Below are 17,981 nucleotides of genomic sequence, written 5' to 3' on the forward strand. Positions count from 1 at the left end.
CGAACCGGGCAGCAGCCTGGTCAGGTCGCGGGTGCGGTATCGGATGACGGGGAATGCCTGCTTGGTGAGTGAGGTGAACACCAGTTCGCCCAGCTCTCCGTCGCCCTTCACCTGACCGGTCTCGCCGTCGATGATCTCGGGCAGGAAGTGGTCCTCCCAGATGTGCGGACCGTCCTTCGTCTGCACGCTCTCACTCGCCACGCCCGGACCCATCACCTCGCTGAGCCCGTAGATGTCCACGGCGTCGATGTTCAGGCGCTTCTCGATCTCCTGCCGCATCTCGTTGGTCCACGGCTCCGCACCCAGCACCGCCACCTTCAGCGAGGTGCCGGTCGGGTCGATGCCGGCCTGCTCCAGGGCATCCGCGATGGTCAGCAGGTAGCTGGGCGTGCAGAGGATCGCATCCGGTTCGAAGTCGTTGATCAGCTGCGCCTGCCGTGCCGTCTGCCCGCCCGAGACGGGGATGACGGTCGCGCCCAGCCGCTCCACGCCGGTGTGTGCGCCCAGCCCGCCGGTGAACAGCCCATATCCGTAGGCGTTGTGCACCTTCATTCCGGCGCGGATGCCGGCGGCGTACAGCGACCTCGCCACGAGGTCGCCCCAGTTGTCGAGGTCGGCCTGCGTGTAGCCGACCACCGTCGGTCGGCCCGTGGTGCCCGATGACGCGTGGATGCGCCGCACGTCGGCCATCGGCACGGCGAACATCCCGAACGGGTACGTCTCGCGCAGGTCGGCCTTGGTCGTGAACGGCAGCCTCTGCACATCCTCCAGCGAGCGGATGTCGTCGGGGCCGACACCCGCCTCGTCGAACTTTCGCCGATACAGCGGCACGTTCTCGTACGCGTGCTGCACCGTCCACTGCAGGCGCTCCAGTTGCAGTGCGCGCAGCCTCTCCACCGAGTGCAGCTCGGGTTCGGACCCAGGGATGGACGACCCAGGGATGAAGGATGCTGAGACCATGTCGACTCCTCGTCGTGCCGTGCGGTCCCGTGGCGTCAGAGCGGCGTCCGGTTGGTGGTGATGGAGCGGCCGCGAACCTCGGCGACGACGTCGCCGGTCTCGTCGGTCACGGTGATGTCGTACAGTCCGCTGCGGCCAGTGATCGTCCGGCGCACGGCCGTCGCGGTGAGCGTCTGCCCGGCCGTGGTGGACTTCAGGAAGTTGATGTCGGCGCCGCCGGCCACGGTGACTCGCTCGTCTTCGTTGCAGGCGATCGCGAACGCCGTGTCGGCGAGCGTGAACACCAGCCCGCCGTGCGTGATGGCGAAGCCGTTGAGCATGTCCTCGCGCACCGGCATCGACACCACCGCGCGGCCGGGCTCGTCGACCTCCACGACCATCCCGAGCATGGTCGAGGCGGCGTCGCGGCGCATCATCGCCCTCATGCGCTCGCCTTGCTCACCAGCGTGAGCACGTCGTACGTCGCGACGGTCTCGTCGTTCTGGTTGCGGATCACGGCATCCCACCGCACCTCACCGTACTCGTCGGTCTCGCGCGGGGTGATCTGCTTGGCCGTCAGTTCCACGCGGATGCTGTCGCCGGGCGATACGGGGGTGATGAAGCGCAGGTTCTCCAGACCGTAGTTGGCCAGCACGGGACCGGGCTCCGGGTCGACGAACAGGCCCGCGGCCCACGACACCAGCAGGTAGCCGTGCGCCACCCGGCCCGGGAAGAACGGGTTCGCGGCCGCCGCCTTCTCGTCCATGTGCGCGTAGAACGTGTCGCCGGTGAAGTGCGCGAACGTCTCGATGTCCTCCAGGGTCACCTCGCGGGATGCGGAGACGATCTGCTCGCCGATGCGCAGCTCGGCGAGCGACTTGCGGAACGGATGCCGGCCATCGCTGTGCGCGGCGGCACCGGCGTGCCACACGCCGGTCAGCGCCGTGAGCATCTCGGGGGAACCCTGCACGGCCGTGCGCTGCATGTGGTGCAGCACCGCGCGGATGCCGCCGAGCTCCTCGCCGCCGCCGGCGCGGCCCGGGCCGCCGTGCACGAGGCCCGGCATGGGGGAGCCGTGGCCGGTGGAGGTGCGGGCGTCGTCGCGGTCGAGCAGCAGCATCCTGCCGTTGAACGGTGCGATCCGGGTGGCGAGCTCCACGGCCTGAGCGGGGTCGTGCGTGGCGATGCTGGTCACCAGCGAGCCGCCGCCGCGATTCACGAGAGAGGCCGCCTGCGCGGTGGTGTCGTAGGTCAGCAGCGACGACACCGGGCCGAACGCCTCCACGGAGTGCACGGCGTCCGCCTGCGCGTCGTCGAAGCGCAGCAGGACGGGGGACACGAATGCGCCGTCGGGTGCTTCGGCCGTGGTGCCGTCGGCCAGGCGCACGTCGGGATCCTCGAGGGTTCCGAGCACGATCCGCCCTCCGCCGTCGACCAGCTTCTGCACCTGCCGCAGCACCTCGTCGCGCTGCGCGGTCGAGGCCAGCGGGCCCATGGTCACGCCCTCGGCGCGCGGGTCGCCCAGAACGGTCCTCTGATCGATGCGGGCCTGCACGGCGGCGATCACCGCATCCGCCGACCCGGTCGGCACGATCGCGCGACGGATGGCGGTGCACTTCTGGCCGGCCTTCGTGGTCATCTCGGTGACCAGCTGGCGCACGTACGCGTCGAACTCGGGGGTGCCTTCCGTGGCATCCGTGCCCAGCACGGAGGCGTTGATCGAGTCGGTCTCCGCGGTGAACCGCACGCCGCCGGTCTGCACCGACGGATGCTGTCGCAGCGCCTGGGCGGTCGACGCGCTGCCGGTGAAGCCGACCAGGTCGCCCAGCCGCAGGTTCTCGAACAGGTCGGGCACGCTGCCGCTGACCAGCTGCAGCGATCCCTCCGGCAGCAGGCCGGACCCCACGAGGATGCGCACCATGGCCTCGGCGAGGTACCCGGTGGGCGTGGCGGGCTTCACAAGCGTGGGCATGCCGGCCAGGAACGCCGGTGCGAGCTTCTCCAGCGCCCCCCAGACCGGGAAGTTGAAGGCGTTGATCTGCACGGCCACGCCCGGCAGGGTCGTGTAGACGTGCCGGCCCAGGAACGAGCCGTCCTTCGACAGCGCCTCGACGGGGCCGTCGACGTACACGCGGCTGTTGGGCAGCTCGCGGCGGCCCTTGCCGGAGTAGGAGAACAGCACGCCGATGCCGCCGTCGATGTCCACCCAGGAGTCGGCCTTGGTGGCTCCGGTGCGGGCGGAGACCGCGTACAGCTCATCCTTTCGGGCGGTGAGCGCGAGCGCGAACTGCTTGAGCAGCAGGGCGCGCTGATGGAAGGTGAGCGCGGCCAGGCTCGCGTGCCCGACGGTGCGGGCGTACTCCAGGGCAGCGGCGAGGTCCAGACCGTCGGTGCTCACACGGGTGATCACCTCGCCGGTGGAGGCGTCGCGCACGACTGTGCCCTTCGACGACGCTTCGACAGGCTCAGCGGCCCAACCATCCTGGGTCCCCGAGTCCTGGGTCCCTGAGCCGGTCGAAGGGGCGGCAGGCGTCCACCACGCGCCCTGCACGTAGCTCGGCAGAAAGTCGGTCATCGCTCCTCGTTCCACACGTAGAATCCCTCGCCGCTCTTGCGGCCCAGCTTTCCCTCGGCGACCATCCGCCGCAAGAGGGCAGGCGGCTCGAACCGGGGTCCCAGCTCGCGGGCCAGCTCCTCGGCGATGCCCAGGCGCACGTCCAGCCCCACGATGTCGGTGGTGCGCAACGGGCCCACCGGATGCCGGTAGCCCAGCTCCATCGCCGCGTCGATGTCGGCGGCGTCGGCGACGTTCTCCTCCAGCATCCGGATCGCCTCCAGGCCCAGCATCACGCCGAGCCGGCTGGATGCGAAGCCGGGGGAGTCGCGCACGACCACCGGGGTCTTGCGCAGAGTCGCCACCCACTCGCGGGCGTCGTCGACCACGTGGCGCTCGGTGCGCGAGCCGGTCACGATCTCGACGAGCTTCGACGCCGGCACCGGGTTGAAGAAGTGCAGGCCCAGGAACTGCTCGGGCCGGGCGAGGGATGCCGCCAGGGAGTCGATCGAGATGGACGACGTGTTGGAGGCGATCACGGCATCCGCTCGCACGACTTCCTCGACGCGCGTCAGCGCCCCGGTCTTCAGATCGTGATCCTCGGGGACGGCTTCGACGACCAGGCCCGCGTTCGTGAAGGCGGCGAAATCGGTGCCGACGACGAGCGCGGCGGCGGCAGAGGCGGCATCCGCGAGGTCCCCGCGCCTGACCGAGGTCGCGATGCTTCCCAGCACGCGCTCGCGCGCGACATCCGCCTGCTCCTCGTCGCGCTCGACGAGCTGCACGCGGGCACCCGCGAGCAGGAACGCGTGCGCGATGCCGGCGCCCATGCGTCCGCCGCCGAGAACGCCGACGATTCCGGGAACGGTCATGACTTCTTCTTCCGGTTCAGGAACGCGGTCATGCGGCGATGCTTCTCGTCGCTCTCGAACAGCTCGGCCTGCAGTTCGCGTTCGATGTCGGGATGCTGCTGCCGCGGCGCGCGCAGGGCGAGCTTGGTGTGCCGGGTGGCCAGGGCGTCGTTGGCGGCGATCCGGTCGGCCAACGCGTGGGCGGCGCCCAGCAGTTCGCCGGCGGGGTGGATGCTGGACACGAGCCCCCATGCCAGGGCCTCGTCGGCATTCAGGATGCGCCCGGTCAGCAGCAGCTCGCTCGCACGGGCGCCGCCGACGATCTCGGGCAGACGCCAGGTGGCGCCGGCGGCCGCCATGATGCCGAGTCCGGTCTCGGGGTTTCCGATCTTCAGCGTCGGCGAGGTGATGCGAAGGTCGGCCGCGTAGGCCAGCTCCGCACCGCCGCCGAGGGCGTAGCCGCTGATGGCGGCGATCACGGGCATGGGCAACTCGTTGACGCGGATGAACGCGGTGGCGTTGATGGCCCTCCGAGCGTCGGCGGCGTCACGATCGCGCAGCTGAGCGATGTCAGCACCGCCGGCGAAGACGGTCTCACTGCCCGCGAGGATCAGCGTGCGCGGGTCGGCCTCGAGCTCGGCGCACAGCGCGTGCAGTGCATCGATCATGTCCTGGTCGATGGCGTTGCGCTTCTCGGGGCGGTTGAGCGTGGCGACCACGCGGTCCTCGCGGCGCTCGATGAGGAGAGGTTCAGTCATCCAGGCGCTCCACGATCATCGCGGTGCCCTGGCCGACGCCCACGCACATGGTGGCCAGCCCGTAGCGGGCGTTCTCAGCCTCCATCCTGCGCAGCAGGGTGACGATCAGGCGCGATCCGCTGGAGCCCAGCGGATGCCCGAGGGCGATCGCCCCGCCGTCGGTGTTGACGATGTCGGGGTTCAGTCCCAGGCAGCGGATGCTGGCCAGCGACTGCGTCGCGAACGCCTCGTTGAGCTCGACGGCGCCGAGGTCGTCGATGCTGAGGCCTGCTCTCGCGAGCGCCTTCTGCGTAGCCGGCACCGGTCCGAGCCCCATGATCTCGGGGGCGAGGGCGGCTGTGGCCGAGGCGACGATGCGGGCCCGGGCGCGCAGGCCGTGGCGAGCCACCGCGTCCGCGCTGGCGACGACGATGGCCGAGGCGCCGTCATTGAGTGAGCTGGCGTTGCCGGCGGTGACGACGGTGCCGCCGGGGACCACCGCGCGCAGCTTCGCGAGCTTCTCCAGCGAGGTGTCCCGGCGCGGGCCCTCGTCGGTGTCCACGATCACGCCCTTGGGCGTCTCGACGGCGACGATCTCGGAGGCGAGGCGCCCGGCGTCGATGGCGGCGATGGCGTGCTGGTGGCTGAGCAGCGCGAAGGCGTCGGCGTCCTCCCGGCTGATGCCGTCGACGCGGGCGACCTCCTCGGCTGTCTCGGGCATGGAGAAGGTCGCCTTGTCGCGGGCCAGCAGCCTCGGGTTGGCGAAGCGCCAGCCGATGGACGTGTCGAACGCCGGTCCGGGCTTCGCCCAGGCGCGGTCGGGCTTGGCCTGCACCCACGGTGCACGCGACATGGACTCCACGCCGCCGGCGACGATGAGGTCGGCATCGCCCGCGCGGATGGCCTGCGACGCGAGTGCGATCGCTGACATCCCCGATGCGCAGAGTCTGTTGACGGTGATCGCGGGGAGCGTGTCGGGCAGGCCCGCCAGCAGCACGGCCATGCGGGCCACGTTGCGGTTGTCCTCGCCGGCCTGGTTGGCGGCGCCCAGGATCACCTCGTCGATGGCGTCATGCGGCACGCCCGAGCGCGCGACGGTCTCGCCGACGACCAGCGCAGCAAGGTCGTCGGGTCGGACGCCCGCCAGCGCTCCGCCGTAGCGGCCGACCGGCGTGCGGATGCCGTCGACCAGATATGCCTCGGTCATGCCGTTGCTCCTTCTCCCTGCCCGTCCATATGTCGCATTCCGCCCTGATCTCGCCTGACTCGGCGCCGTTGCGCCAGCGAGACGGGCTTGTGTTCAGATCCTGCCGTAGGCGCGCAGCGGATGCTCGATGAGCTCGACCACCCGGCGCAGGAACCCGGCGGCGTAGCCGCCGTCGCACACCCGATGATCGAACACGAGTGACAGCTGCGCGATGCGGCGCGCCACGATCTGCCCGTCCACGACCCACGGGCGCTCGAGAATCCGACCGATGCCGAGCATGGCCACATCCGGGTGGTTGATGATGGGCGCGGAACCGTCCACGCCGAACCCGCCGTAGTTGTTGAGCGTGAACGTCGAGCCGCGCAGCGCCTCGGGGGCCGTGCGGCCGGCGCGGGCCGTCTCGGCGAGTGCGCGCAGTGCGGCATCCAACTGCTCCAGGCGCAGCTCATGTGCGCGGGGGATGACCGGCACCATCAGGCCGCGGTCGGTGTCGGCAGCGATGCCGAGGTTCACACCCTCGACGGTGATGATCTCCGTCGCGTCATCGCTGAGCCGTGAGGCCAGCAACGGGAACTCGGCCAGCGCGATGAGCGCGAACCGGGCCACCAGCGCCGTGAGCGACGGCGCCTTCCCGCCCTCGGGCGTCATCTGCGCGCGCAGGTTCCACAGCTCGGTCGCGTCGACGTCGACCCACACCGTCGCCTCGGGGATCTCGGCGCGGCTGCGCGACAGCTTGGCGCTGACGGCCTTGCGCAGCGGACTCATCCGCTCGCGGGAGAGGACGGGGAGACCGTCCAGAAGATCGCCGGATGCTGCGGAAGGCACGGATGCCGTGAAGCCGTCGACTCCGGCTTCCGCCGCCGCGCGCAGCACATCAGCGCGGGTGATGGCCCCATCGGAGCCCGTGCCCACCAGCATCCGCACGTCCACACCGAGATCCCGCGCGAGCCGCCGCACGATGGGCGATCGCACCGCGACCGGCTTTCGCGGCGCATCCTGCTCGTCGACAGCAAGGGATGCCGCCGGCTGCAGGGGAGCCTCGCGTGCAGAAGCCGTGCGCTCGGCGAGATCCCGTGCTCTCGACGGAGAAGCGGGGGCGGGGTGCGGGGTGGGAGCAGAGGGGGCCGCGCGGGGGCGGCGGCGGCCGGAGCCTGCGCGCTCGGTGGTGCCGTAGCCGATCAGCACGTTGCCTGAGCCGGCGCGCTCCTCGGTGCGGTAGGCGTCGTGCTCGGTGGTGTCGGAGGACGACGCTTCACTTCGACTCGCTGACGCTCGCTCGGTACGAGCGACGGGCTCGGCGCCCGAGCCATCCTGGGTCCCTGAGCAGGGCCCACGCGCCCCGGAGGCTCCGGGCGGCGCGGAGCGGCGGTCGGAGTGGGGCGTCGGGAGCGAAGGGTCGTCCACCTCGAGCACCGGCGCGCCGACGTCGATGACGTCACCGGGCTCGCCGTGCAGCGCAGTGACGACGCCGGCGAAGGGCGAGGGCAGCTCGACGATGCTCTTCGCGGTCTCGACCTCGGCGATGGCCTGGTCGGTCGCAATGGTGTCGCCCACCTTCACCAGCCACTGCACGAGGCCGGCCTCGGTGAGTCCCTCGCCGAGGTCGGGCAGGCGGAACACCCGCGCGGTCGCCGTGGTCATCGCTCCATCACCTCGTCGTCGCTCGGCTCGTCATCCCAGTGCAGCGAGTCGATGGCATCCAGCACGCGATCCGCGTCGGGCAGGTACCAGTGCTCGAGCTTCGGCGGGGCGAACGGGGTGTCGAACCCGGTCACCCGGCGCACCGGGGCCTCGAGGTACTCGAAGCAGCGCTCGAACACCCGCGCCTGGATCTCACTCGCCACGCTCGCGTACCCCGGCGCCTCGGCGATCACCACCGCGCGGCCCGTGGAGCGCACCGCCGCGGTGACGGTCGCATCGTCGAAGGGGGAGAGGCTGCGCACGTCGACCACCTGCACGCTGCGTCCCTCGGATGCCGCGATCTCGGCGGCTTCGAGGGCCACCGGCACCATGGCGGCGTAGGCCAGCAGGGTGACGTCGGTGCCCTCTCGGGCGATACGGGCGGTGCCCAGGTCCATGGTGACGGAGGTGTCGACCTCGCCCTTGGACCAGTACAGCTTCTTCGGCTCCAGGAACACCACGGGGTCGGGCGAAGCGATGGCCGCGCGCAGCATGGAGTACGCGTCCTGCGGGGTGGAGGGGGCGACAACCGTGAGTCCCGGCGTGTGCGCGTAGTAAGCCTCGGAGGAGTCGCAGTGGTGCTCCACGCCGCCGATGCCGCCGCCGAACGGGATGCGGATGACGATCGGCATCCGGACGGCCCCGCGGGTGCGGTTGCCCATCTTCGCGACGTGCGAGACCACCTGCTCGAACGCCGGCAGCGCGAAGGCGTCGAACTGCATCTCCACCACCGGGCGCATGCCGTTCATGGCCATGCCGACGGCCGTGCCCATGATGCCGGATTCGGCCAGCGGCGTATCGAAGCAGCGGTCCTCGCCGAAGCGCTCGGCCAAGCCGTCGGTGATGCGGAACACGCCGCCAAGAGTCCCCACGTCCTCACCGAACACCAGCACGGCGGGGTCCTCGGCGATGGCGTCGGCCAGTGCACGGTTGAGCGCCGCGGCCATGGTCATGGTGCCCACCACGTGATGCGACCTCTCGAGTTCCTCGGAACTGGGTCCCTGAGCGGAGCTGGGTCCCTGAGCGGAGCTGGGTCCCTGAGCGGAACTGGGTCCCTGCGCTCGTCGAAGGGTGGTCATCGCCGGCCTCCTGCCTCTGCGAGCTGCGCGCGCTCGATCTCGCCGCGCAGCATCTCCCACTGCTCCTGCAGCTGCGGGGAGCGCTCGGCGCGCACGTAGTGGAACAGGTCCTCGGGGTCGAGGTCGGCATCCGCGTTCAGCGCCTCGCGCAGCGCCGCGGCGATGGACTCCGCGCCGGCCGCCAGCTGCTCTTCCAGAGCCGGGTCCAGCAGCCCGCGGGACACCAGGTGCGCGCGCAGGCGGACCAGCGGGTCGCGGGCGGCCCACGCCTGCACCTCCTCGCGCTCGCGGTAGCGGGTGTCGTCGTCGGCGTTGGTGTGCGCCTGCATCCGGTAGGTGTGCGCCTCGATCAGCGACGGGCCGCCGCCGGAACGCGCGCGGTCCACGGCCTCGCCCAGCACCGCCAGCACGGCGGCCGCGTCGTTGCCGTCCACGCGCTGGCCGGGCATGCCGTAGCCGATGGCCTTGTGCGCGAGCGAGGGCGCCGCGGTCTGGCGCGACAGCGGCACCGAGATCGCGAACTCGTTGTTCTGGATCAGGAAGACCACCGGCAGGTGGAAGACGGCGGCGAAGTTCATCGCCTCATGGAAGTCGCCCTCGCTGGTCGCGCCGTCTCCGCACAGCGCCAGCACCACGGTGTCCTCGCCGCGGTGCTTGGCGGCGTGCGCGAATCCGGTCGCGTGCAGCAGCTGGGTGGCCAACGGCGTGGACTGCGGCGCCACGTGGTGCTCGGCCGGGTCGTAGCCGGAGTGCCAGTCGCCCTTCAGCAGCACCATGGCATCGGCCGGCTTCACGCCGCGCGCGATCACGGCGACCGAGTCGCGGTAGGTCGGGAACAGCCAGTCGCGCTCGGCCAGCGCCAGCGAAGCGCCCACCTCGCAGGCCTCCTGGCCGTGCGAGGACGGGTAGACCGCCATCCGACCCTGCCGCACCAGCGCGTATGCCTGGTCGTTGATGCGCCGGCCCTCGACCAGGCCCTGATACGCGCGCACGAGCAGGTCGTCATCCGGCATCCGGTAGCGTTCGTCGGCAACAACCGCACCGGTCTCGTCGATCAGTGTGACCGGGGTGTCGCGGGGGAGCAGATCATCGTGCTGCATGGGTTCGCCCTCCTTGCCGAACATGTCTGCCCAGTGTGCCTCTGAAATCGCAATCGTCCAATCCAATCCGGCCAGAACTGGATGAATGAAAGCCGAGGGATGGCAGGATGAACAATGTGTCAGCATCCCCTGACGGAACGAAGGAGTTCTCATGACCGTTCTCGATGCCACCGACCACGCGATCCTCGCCGAGCTGCGCCGCGACGCGCGCACGTCGATGACGGCCATCGCGGATGCCGTGCACATCTCCCGCGCCGGCGCGCACGCCCGCATCAAGCGGCTGACGGATGCCGGGGTCATCACCGGCTACACGGTGCGCACCGACCCCGTGCAGCTCGGGCACCACGCCTCCGCCTACGTGATGCTGGCCATCGAGCAGGCCAGCTGGGTGGAGGTGCAGGCGCGCCTGCGCGCCATCCCCGAAGTGGAGCACATGGCGCTGGTGGGCGGCGACTTCGACGTGATCCTGCTGGTGCGCGCCAGCGACGCCCGCGACCTGCGCCGCATCGTGCTGGAGGACATCCAGGCCGTGCCCTCGATCCGCTCCACGCGCACGACGCTGATCTTCGAGGACTTCAGCCGCGGCTGATCTCGCGCGCAACTCGGAGCCCGGACGCGGTCGCATCGCCGTTCGCGGGGCACGAAGGAGACGAGGGATTCGCCGGGGGGTTCAGCCCGGAGCCTGGAGCGTCGCAGTCATTCCTCCGGGCCGGCCGTGTCGGAATGCCAGATCGGCGGATGCGGGAGCGGCCCCACCCGGCGCTCCAGCTCAGCGGCGAGGGCGATGATCCGGGCCTCGCCGCCGGGGCGGCCGATGAGCTGCACGCTCAGCGGATGACCGGCCCGGTCGACTGTGACCGGCACGACGATCGCGGGGAGGCCCGCGACGTTCACGAAGCTGCTGTACGGCGCGTACTGCACCTGCTGCGCGAAGCCGCGCGCGGCATCCGTCCGGTTGAACCAGCCGACCGGCTGCGGGGGCAGTGCGAGGGCCGGCGTGAGCACGGCGTCGAACGACGCGAAGGCCTCGATCGTCGCACGCTCGAAGGCGGATGCCGCTGCCAGCGCGTCGAGCACCTGCACGCCGCTGAGGGCGCGGCCCTCACGCACCAGCCACGCCGTGATCGGCTCGACGATCTCGAGCTGCTGATCGGTGAGGTCCATGCGCGCGGCGCTCATGCGCCACAGCGTCGTGAACAGCGCCGCATAGCCCTCCGGCCGCCAGGTGAAGACGTCGACGCCGTGCCCGGCATCCGTGAACAGGACCGTCGCGACCTCGACGGCGCGCGCGGCATCCGGGTCGAGGCGGATGTCCTCGGCGTCGTCCCACGGCGACACCGTGGTGACGCCGATACGTGCGAAGGTCTGCGGGGCGAGCGCGGCGTCGATGAACGGACCCTCGCCGGGAGCGCGGGTCGCGAACGGATGCGGTCGCCCGCCCGCCTGCACGTCGAGCAGTAGCGCGGCATCCGCCACGGTGCGGGCGAGGGGGCCTGCGACCGGCAGCCCGCCCGGGCTGTCGAGACCGGAGGCGAACGGCACCCGTCCGCGGGACGGCTTCAGTCCGACGATGCCCACGGTGGCCGCGGGGATGCGGATGGATCCGCCGCCGTCCGAACCCGGAGCGAGCGGCAGCAGACCCGCCGCCACCGCGGCGGCCGCCCCGCCGCTGGACCCGCCGGCGCCGTTGTCCGTGTTCCACGGATCGCGGGTCGGCGGGCCGATCAGGGTCTCGGTGTAGCCGGTCAGACCGAACTCGGGCGTGCTCGTCTTGCCGAGGCTGATGCCGCCCGCCTCGTCGAGCACGGCCGCCTGATCGCCGGTGGTCTCGGGCACGAGGTCGGCGTGCAGGCGCGAGCCGTAGCGGGTCGGCACGCCGGCGCGCGGCACGAGGTCCTTGTCGGCGAAGGGCAGCCCCCAGAGCGCTCCGCGCGGCCCTGTGGGCGCGAGCGACTCTGCGCGGGCGAGCGCGGCATCCGCCGTCACCTCGACGAACGCTCCGATCGCCGGGTCGAGGCGGGCGATGCGGTCGAGGTAGTGCGCCGCCAGTTCCACCGGCGAGAGGTCACCGGCATGGAGCGCCGCCAGCTGCTCGATCGCGGTGAGGTCGTGCAACTCAGGCATGGGGCGAGTCTAGGCCCGCGGATACCGCGCGGCGCAACGACCCCTGTATGCAGCGGGTGCGGGAGCGCATCCAGCCGGATGCCGTCGTGTCGAGGGCGCGTCGGATGCCGGTGGCCAGGCCTGTCGGGGGTCAGGACAGCACGAGCTCGATCCCCTCGGCATCCACGTCGACGCTCACGTGCGTGAGGTCCGGCACGCTGAACGTCGCGCCGTGCGCGGCCGCGTACGCGCCCACGCCGATCACGGGCATTCCTGCGGCCAGGCCCGCCTGCACCCCGGCGCTGGAGTCCTCGAACACGACGCAGTCCGCGGGCGCGAGGCCCAGCGCTGCGGCTCCCTTCAGGAACCCCTCCGGGTCGGGCTTGGAAGCCGTCACGCTCTCCGCGGTGATGGCGACGTCGGGCACCATCAGGCTCGCGGCGGTCATCCGCGCGGTCATCAGCGGAACGTCCGCGGAGGTGACGATGGCGTGCGGTGCGCCTCGCAGCGCCTGCAGCAGCACTCCCGCGCCGGGGATCTCCACGACGCCGTCGACGTCGGAGGTCTCCCGCGCGAGCATCTCGGCGTTCTCCGCGATGTTGATGGCGTGATCGCGCTCGGGGAGCAGGATGGCCATGCTCAGGTATCCCTGCCGACCGTGGATCGTGCGCAGCACGTGCTGCGGGTCCAGGCCGTGCGGCTGCGCCCAGGCCAGCCACAGCCGCTCCACGACCGCCGTGGAGTCGACCAGGGTGCCGTCCATGTCCAGCAGGACGGCGCGGGTGCGGATGCGGTGGGTCATGGCTTCAGGCTATCCGCCGCGTCCGGACGGGGGCGTACCCGCCGCGGCTAGAGTGAGCGCGGGAGGCGGCCGCCTGGCCGGAACGGATGCCGACACTGACGCAGATCGTCGCCCAGGTGCTGGACGTCATCCGTCGCCCGGCGCGCACGCCGGAGGCACTGGAATCCGTCGCCCTGCTCACCGGCGCCGCGGCCTTCGTGGTCGGTTTCCCGGTGTCGTGGCTGGTCTTCGGCCGCGCGCACCTGGCGATCGCCGGGACGGGATCCATCGGCTGGTACGCGGCCGTCGGCGGGGCGGTGGTGGCCGTGCTGGCCTTCACCGCCGGACGGCTGGCCGTGCGGCGGGCATCCGAGGATCCCGCAGGCATCGCGGGCGGCCGACCTGCGAACCTGCTGCGCTGGTACGACCTCATCGCGATCGCCGGGGCGTACGCGTCCATCGCTCTGCTGGGCTGGATCGGCATCTCCGTGCTGCTGGAGCGGAGTTTCATCGGCGCCCCGGTGTTCGCGTTCCCCGGGGCGATCCTCGTGGGCGTGGCCTTCGCGCTCACGGCCTATGTGGCCTTCCTGGGCGCTGCGCGCCTGACCCCGATGTCGCTCTCGCTCGACCTGGCGGTCTTCCTGGTGGTCGGCGCCTTCGCCGCCATGCTGGGCTCGTCCGACCCGAAATGGTGGCAGGACAATCTCTCGTCTCTGGGGCAGACCACGAATTCCGCGGCGCCCGCTTTCAACATCACCCTGATCATCTCTGGGGTCATCGTCACCACCATCGCACGCTTCGCGACGGCGGGGCTGCCCGTCGACAGCCACGCTCAGCGCCGGGGCCGCACGCTCATGCGCACCGGGCTCGTGCTGGTCGGCGTCTTCCTCGCCTGCGTGGGCGTGTTCCCCGTGAACGAGTTCTTCCTGCTGCACAACACCGTCGCGACCGGCATGGCCGTGGTCTACGCCGTGATGATCTGCGCACTGCCGTGGCTGCTGTCGAGCCTGCCGCGGGTGTTCCTCGGGCTGGGGTACGTGTACGTGGGCGTCATCGCACTGCTGGCGATCTTCTTCGCGACCGGCTACTACAACCTGACGGCCGTCGAGCTCATCGCGGCCGTCCTGATCTTCAGCTGGATCATCGTGTTCCTGCGCACGGCCAGTGCCGCCGTGCCGTCGACCGTCCCCGCCCACCGCTGACCCGCCCCGGCGGGTTGACAGTGAGCCGCAGGGGGATCTATATTGATGGAATCGTTTCCATGGAAACGATTCCACGAAACTCGGACCTGCGCTCAGCGCATCCGCACACGAAGAGGTGAAGCGATGACGACCACGCCGGACCGCGCTGTCACCATCGAAGAGGTCGCCGCTCTCGCCGGGGTGTCCAAGGCCACCGCGTCCCGTGTGCTGTCCGGGCATCCGTCCACGTCGCAGAGCTCCCGCAAGCGCGTGCACGACGCCGTCCGCGAGCTGGACTACCAGCCGAACGCGCAGGCGCGCTCGCTGCGCTCGGCCCGCACCGGGACGGTCGGCGTGCTCATCCCCGATGTGCGGAACATGTTCTTCGCCGAGCTCGTGCACGGCATCGAGCAGGAAGCCCTCGCGCGCGGATACGTCAACGTCCTCGGCAACGCCGACGAGAGCATCGCTCAGCAGGACGCCTTCCTGGAGGCCCTCATGCGCCAGCGCGTGGACGGCATCATCATCGCCCCGGTGGGCGACGGCGGCGGCGCGATCACCCAGCTGCTGCGCAGGCACATCCCCGTCGTCTTCGTCGACCGCGTGCTCGACGACACGGAGGACCAGGCATCAGCGATCCCCTCCGTCACCACCGACAGCGCGCCGGGCCTGCGCGCCGCCATCCGGCGGTTGCACGACGGCGGACACCGCCGGATCGGCTTCATCGCCGGTCCGCAGCAGACCTCGACCGGGCGCCAGCGGCTCGAGCTGTTCCGCCGCATCATGGCCGAGCAGTCGCTGCCCGTGCGCGAGGACCACATCTTCACCGGCGACTTCCAGCCGGCCAGCGGTGCGGTCGGCATCGATGCGCTGCTGGGCACGACCGAGCCGCCGACGGCCATCATCACCGCCGACAGCCCCATGACCGCCGGAGCCGTCGCGCGGCTGCACGAGCGGGGGATGCGCCCCGGCGTCGGCATCGACCTGGTCTCCTTCGACGACATCGACTGGTTCGCCCTCCTGGACCCGCCGCTGAGCGTGATCTCGCACTCCGCAGAGGAGATGGGCAGGAGGGCCGTGCAGTCGCTGTGCGAGGTGATCGACGGCGGCTCCCCTGCGGCGCAGGTGCTGCCGAGCACGTTCGTGGCGCGCGGTCCGCTGACCGTGGCGGAACCCGGCACGACACCCGCACAGAGCGGACGAAAGGCGCACTGATGGCAGAGCAGTCCACATCGCAGGCCGCACCGGTCGTCTCGGTGCAGTCCGTGAGCAAGTCCTTCGGGCCGGTGACCGTCGTCCGCGACGTGTCGTTCGACCTGCACGCCGGAAAGGTGCAGGTGCTGCTCGGCGAGAACGGCGCGGGCAAGTCGACCATCATCAAGATGATCGCCGGCGTGCACGAGCCCGACAGCGGCGAGATCCTCGTCGACGGCGTCCCCGTGCGCATCCCGAACGCACGCGCGGCCGAGCAGCTGGGCATCGCCACCATCCACCAGGAGCTGAACCTCGTGCCCTCGTTGAGCGTGGCCGAGAACGTCATGCTCGGCCGAACACCGCAGCGCTTCGGCATGATCGATCGCCGGGAGATGCGCCGCGTCTCCAGCGCCGCCCTGGAGCGGATCGGCCTCGCCATCGACCCGTCCACGCGCGTCTCCGACCTCGGCATCGCGCAGCAGCAGCTCGTCGAGATCGCGAAGGCGCTCAGCGTCGACGCCCGCGTGCTCATCCTCGACGAGCCGACGGCCGCCCTGACCAGGCACGAGACCAGGCAGCTGTTCGGCGTGGTCGAGGAGCTTCGCGCCCAGGGCGTCGCCATGCTGTTCATCAGCCACCACCTCGAGGAGATCGCGCAGATCGGCGACAGCGTCGTCGTGCTGCGCGACGGCGCGCGCATCGCCGAGGTTCCGGGCAGCACGCCAGAGGCCGAACTGGTGCGTCTCATGGTCGGCCGCGACATCGACGACCAGTTCCCGCGCCGCCGCCCGACCGGCGTCGAGCGCAGGCCGCTGCTACAGGTGACCGGCCTGTCGGCGGAGGGGCGCTTCGAGGACATCGACATCACCGTCCACGCCGGGGAGATCGTCGGCATCGCAGGCCTGGTCGGCGCGGGCCGCACCGAGGTGCTGCGCGCCATCGCCGGAGCCGACGGCTACGACACGGGGACCGTCCAGGTCGACGGCCGCCGGCTGCGCGCGGGACGGGTCAGGGACGCCATCGCCGCGGGGATCGGCCACGTGCCCGAGGACCGCAAGCGGCAGGGGCTCGTGCTGCAGGCATCCGTCTCCGACAATCTCGGGTTCGCCACGCTCGCCTCGACCGCCCGCGCGGGTCTCGTCGATTTCGCCGGTCAGCGCAGGAGGGCCACCGAGGTCGCTGAGAGACTGCGGGTGCGCATGCACGACATCGGCCAAGAGGTCGGCTCGCTCTCCGGCGGCAACCAGCAGAAGGTCGTGTTCGGACGATGGATCATGGCCGACTCCGGCGTACTGCTGCTTGATGAGCCGACGCGGGGCGTCGACGTCGGCGCCAAGGTCGAGATCTACGAGCTGATGAACGCGATCACCGACGCCGGCGGCGCGGTGCTGATGGTCTCCAGCGAGCTGCCGGAGGTGCTCGGCATGAGCGATCGCATCCTCGTGATGCGCTCGGGGCGCATCCGCGGGGAGTTCAACGCCGACGAGGCGACCGAAGACAACATCATGGACCTCGCCGCACGCGGCGGAGACGAGTGAAGGACGAAGCGATGACCACTGCGACGGCGCCGGCGAAGACCGGCGGGTTCAGCCTGAAGAGATTCCTCGCCGACAACGGCGCGCTGGTGGGGCTGGTGCTGCTCAGCGTGCTGCTGTTCATCGCCACACCGGCTTTCCTCACCCCGCAGAACATCCTGAACATCGGCATCCAGGCATCCTCCGTCGCGATCCTCGCGTTCGGCTCGACGTTCGCCATCGTCGCGGCGGGCATCGACCTGTCGGTCGGATCGGTGGCGGCGCTGGGCGCGATGGTCTCGGCATGGATGTTCGCCAACGCGAACCTGCCCGGCTGGCTGGCGCTGATCGCGGGACTGGCGACCGGCCTGATCGTCGGCGCCGTCAACGGCGTCGCCAACGCCTACGGCAAGCTGCCGTCGTTCATCGCGACGCTGGCCATGCTGAGCGTCGCGCGCGGCCTGACCCTGGTGATCTCCGACGGGACGCCGATCAAGACCCCGCCGATCGTGTCGTTCCTCGGCGGCAGCGTCGGACCCGTGCCCGTGCCGATCCTCGTGCTGATCCTGGCGGCGCTGGTGGCCTCGTTCATCCTCAACCGCACGGTGATCGGCCGCAGCATGTACGCGGTCGGCGGCAACGCCGAGGCCGCCGAGCTCTCCGGCATCAACGTGCGCCGCATCCGCGTGATCGTGTTCGCGCTGTCCGGCCTGTTCGCCGCCGTCGCGGGCCTGCTGCTGGCGGGACGACTGGACTCGGCCCAGCCGCAGGCCGCCGTCGGCTACGAGCTGGACGCCATCGCCGCGGTCGTCATCGGCGGCGCGTCGCTGATGGGCGGCTTCGGCAAGATCTCCGGCACGTTCATCGGCGCCCTCGTGCTGGTCGTCATCCGCAACGGACTCAACCTGCTCAACGTGAGCTCGTTCTGGCAGCAGGTCGTGATCGGCATCGTGATCGCCCTGGCCGTCGGCTTCGACGTCATCCGCCGCAAGACCCGCAGCAGCTGACACGCTGCCTCCACACCTGAATCCCAAGAAATCACCCGAGAACACTCAATGAAG

The 17,981-nt window shown here is 70.9% G+C and carries 16 protein-coding genes; 5 read left to right on the forward strand and 11 right to left on the reverse strand.

The window, feature by feature from the left end; all coding sequences use genetic code 11:
- The 9 genes from WA967_RS10865 to pdhA all read right to left on the reverse strand — a co-directional run.
- The coding region (locus WA967_RS10865) for an AMP-binding protein (protein WP_424422295.1) at window positions 1–960 on the reverse strand (960 nt) is incomplete at its 3' end.
- A gap of 35 nt (window positions 961–995) precedes the next feature.
- A complete protein-coding gene (paaI, locus tag WA967_RS10870; RefSeq protein ID WP_424422297.1) occupies window positions 996–1,385 on the reverse strand; it encodes a hydroxyphenylacetyl-CoA thioesterase PaaI in 390 nt (129 codons plus the stop codon).
- Complete coding sequence (gene paaZ / locus WA967_RS10875; RefSeq protein WP_424422300.1) at window positions 1,382–3,514, reverse strand: phenylacetic acid degradation bifunctional protein PaaZ; 2,133 nt, start codon at window positions 3,512–3,514, stop codon at window positions 1,382–1,384. The genes paaI and paaZ overlap by 4 nt, the downstream gene beginning before the upstream one ends.
- Window positions 3,511–4,365 (reverse strand): 3-hydroxyacyl-CoA dehydrogenase family protein, encoded by an 855-nt coding sequence (locus WA967_RS10880; RefSeq protein WP_424422303.1) that lies wholly within the window; start codon window positions 4,363–4,365, stop codon window positions 3,511–3,513. The genes paaZ and WA967_RS10880 overlap by 4 nt, the downstream gene beginning before the upstream one ends.
- The gene (locus WA967_RS10885; protein WP_424422305.1) at window positions 4,362–5,102 is read right to left on the reverse strand and encodes an enoyl-CoA hydratase/isomerase family protein; all 741 of its coding nucleotides are present in this window, start codon (window positions 5,100–5,102) and stop codon (window positions 4,362–4,364) included. Before WA967_RS10885 ends, WA967_RS10880 begins: the two co-directional genes overlap by 4 nt.
- Window positions 5,095–6,288, reverse strand: coding sequence for a thiolase family protein (locus tag WA967_RS10890; protein WP_424422307.1), 1,194 nt, complete (start codon window positions 6,286–6,288; stop codon window positions 5,095–5,097). The genes WA967_RS10885 and WA967_RS10890 overlap by 8 nt, the downstream gene beginning before the upstream one ends.
- Before the next feature lie 93 nt (window positions 6,289–6,381).
- Complete coding sequence (locus tag WA967_RS10895; RefSeq protein WP_424422309.1) at window positions 6,382–7,929, reverse strand: dihydrolipoamide acetyltransferase family protein; 1,548 nt, start codon at window positions 7,927–7,929, stop codon at window positions 6,382–6,384.
- Window positions 7,926–8,921 (reverse strand): alpha-ketoacid dehydrogenase subunit beta, encoded by a 996-nt coding sequence (locus WA967_RS10900; RefSeq protein WP_424422385.1) that lies wholly within the window; start codon window positions 8,919–8,921, stop codon window positions 7,926–7,928. Before WA967_RS10900 ends, WA967_RS10895 begins: the two co-directional genes overlap by 4 nt.
- A 122-nt stretch (window positions 8,922–9,043) precedes the next feature.
- Window positions 9,044–10,147: a pyruvate dehydrogenase (acetyl-transferring) E1 component subunit alpha gene (gene pdhA / locus WA967_RS10905; protein ID WP_424422312.1), complete on the reverse strand. Its 1,104-nt coding sequence runs from the start codon at window positions 10,145–10,147 to the stop codon at window positions 9,044–9,046.
- 151 nt (window positions 10,148–10,298) lie between these two features.
- On the opposite strand from pdhA, the gene WA967_RS10910 reads away from it, so the two are divergent.
- Window positions 10,299–10,736, forward strand: a complete 438-nt coding sequence (locus WA967_RS10910) for an Lrp/AsnC family transcriptional regulator (protein ID WP_424422315.1) — start codon at window positions 10,299–10,301, stop codon at window positions 10,734–10,736.
- Between the two features lie 107 nt (window positions 10,737–10,843).
- Here the strand turns inward: WA967_RS10910 and WA967_RS10915 are convergent, their stop codons facing one another.
- Both WA967_RS10915 and WA967_RS10920 read right to left on the reverse strand, forming a co-directional pair.
- Complete coding sequence (locus WA967_RS10915) at window positions 10,844–12,271, reverse strand: amidase (protein WP_424422317.1); 1,428 nt, start codon at window positions 12,269–12,271, stop codon at window positions 10,844–10,846.
- A 130-nt stretch (window positions 12,272–12,401) separates the two neighbouring features.
- Complete coding sequence (locus WA967_RS10920; protein ID WP_424422319.1) at window positions 12,402–13,052, reverse strand: HAD-IA family hydrolase; 651 nt, start codon at window positions 13,050–13,052, stop codon at window positions 12,402–12,404.
- Between the two features lie 86 nt (window positions 13,053–13,138).
- On the opposite strand from WA967_RS10920, the gene WA967_RS10925 reads away from it, so the two are divergent.
- The 4 genes from WA967_RS10925 to WA967_RS10940 all read left to right on the forward strand — a co-directional run bounded on the left by WA967_RS10925 (window position 13,139) and on the right by WA967_RS10940 (window position 17,927).
- Window positions 13,139–14,233, forward strand: coding sequence for a DUF998 domain-containing protein (locus WA967_RS10925; RefSeq protein WP_424422322.1), 1,095 nt, complete (start codon window positions 13,139–13,141; stop codon window positions 14,231–14,233).
- A 123-nt stretch (window positions 14,234–14,356) separates the two neighbouring features.
- On the forward strand, window positions 14,357–15,427 hold the full coding sequence (locus tag WA967_RS10930) for a LacI family DNA-binding transcriptional regulator (protein WP_424422324.1): 1,071 nt from the start codon (window positions 14,357–14,359) through the stop codon (window positions 15,425–15,427).
- The gene (locus WA967_RS10935; protein ID WP_424422326.1) at window positions 15,427–16,944 is read left to right on the forward strand and encodes a sugar ABC transporter ATP-binding protein; all 1,518 of its coding nucleotides are present in this window, start codon (window positions 15,427–15,429) and stop codon (window positions 16,942–16,944) included. Before WA967_RS10930 ends, WA967_RS10935 begins: the two co-directional genes overlap by 1 nt.
- Window positions 16,945–16,955: 11 nt before the next feature.
- Complete coding sequence (locus tag WA967_RS10940; protein WP_424422328.1) at window positions 16,956–17,927, forward strand: ABC transporter permease; 972 nt, start codon at window positions 16,956–16,958, stop codon at window positions 17,925–17,927.
- Window positions 17,928–17,981: the final 54 nt, after the last annotated feature.

The sequence above is a fragment of the Microbacterium sp. genome (genome assembly GCF_049650565.1).
Taxonomy (GTDB): domain Bacteria; phylum Actinomycetota; class Actinomycetes; order Actinomycetales; family Microbacteriaceae; genus Microbacterium.

Excerpts from the sequence above, each read along its gene's own strand:
- paaI (WP_424422297.1), bottom strand. The coding sequence starts at position 1,385 with ATGAGGGCGATGATGCGCCGCGACGCCGCCTCGACCATGCTCGGGATG.
- paaZ (WP_424422300.1), bottom strand. The coding sequence starts at position 3,514 with ATGACCGACTTTCTGCCGAGCTACGTGCAGGGCGCGTGGTGGACGCCT.
- WA967_RS10880 (WP_424422303.1), bottom strand. The coding sequence starts at position 4,365 with ATGACCGTTCCCGGAATCGTCGGCGTTCTCGGCGGCGGACGCATGGGC.
- WA967_RS10885 (WP_424422305.1), bottom strand. The coding sequence starts at position 5,102 with ATGACTGAACCTCTCCTCATCGAGCGCCGCGAGGACCGCGTGGTCGCC.
- WA967_RS10890 (WP_424422307.1), bottom strand. The coding sequence starts at position 6,288 with ATGACCGAGGCATATCTGGTCGACGGCATCCGCACGCCGGTCGGCCGC.
- WA967_RS10895 (WP_424422309.1), bottom strand. The coding sequence starts at position 7,929 with ATGACCACGGCGACCGCGCGGGTGTTCCGCCTGCCCGACCTCGGCGAG.
- WA967_RS10900 (WP_424422385.1), bottom strand. The coding sequence starts at position 8,921 with ATGACCATGGCCGCGGCGCTCAACCGTGCACTGGCCGACGCCATCGCC.
- pdhA (WP_424422312.1), bottom strand. The coding sequence starts at position 10,147 with ATGCAGCACGATGATCTGCTCCCCCGCGACACCCCGGTCACACTGATC.
- WA967_RS10910 (WP_424422315.1), top strand. The coding sequence starts at position 10,299 with ATGACCGTTCTCGATGCCACCGACCACGCGATCCTCGCCGAGCTGCGC.
- WA967_RS10915 (WP_424422317.1), bottom strand. The coding sequence starts at position 12,271 with ATGCCTGAGTTGCACGACCTCACCGCGATCGAGCAGCTGGCGGCGCTC.
- WA967_RS10920 (WP_424422319.1), bottom strand. The coding sequence starts at position 13,052 with ATGACCCACCGCATCCGCACCCGCGCCGTCCTGCTGGACATGGACGGC.
- WA967_RS10925 (WP_424422322.1), top strand. The coding sequence starts at position 13,139 with ATGCCGACACTGACGCAGATCGTCGCCCAGGTGCTGGACGTCATCCGT.
- WA967_RS10930 (WP_424422324.1), top strand. The coding sequence starts at position 14,357 with ATGACGACCACGCCGGACCGCGCTGTCACCATCGAAGAGGTCGCCGCT.
- WA967_RS10935 (WP_424422326.1), top strand. The coding sequence starts at position 15,427 with ATGGCAGAGCAGTCCACATCGCAGGCCGCACCGGTCGTCTCGGTGCAG.
- WA967_RS10940 (WP_424422328.1), top strand. The coding sequence starts at position 16,956 with ATGACCACTGCGACGGCGCCGGCGAAGACCGGCGGGTTCAGCCTGAAG.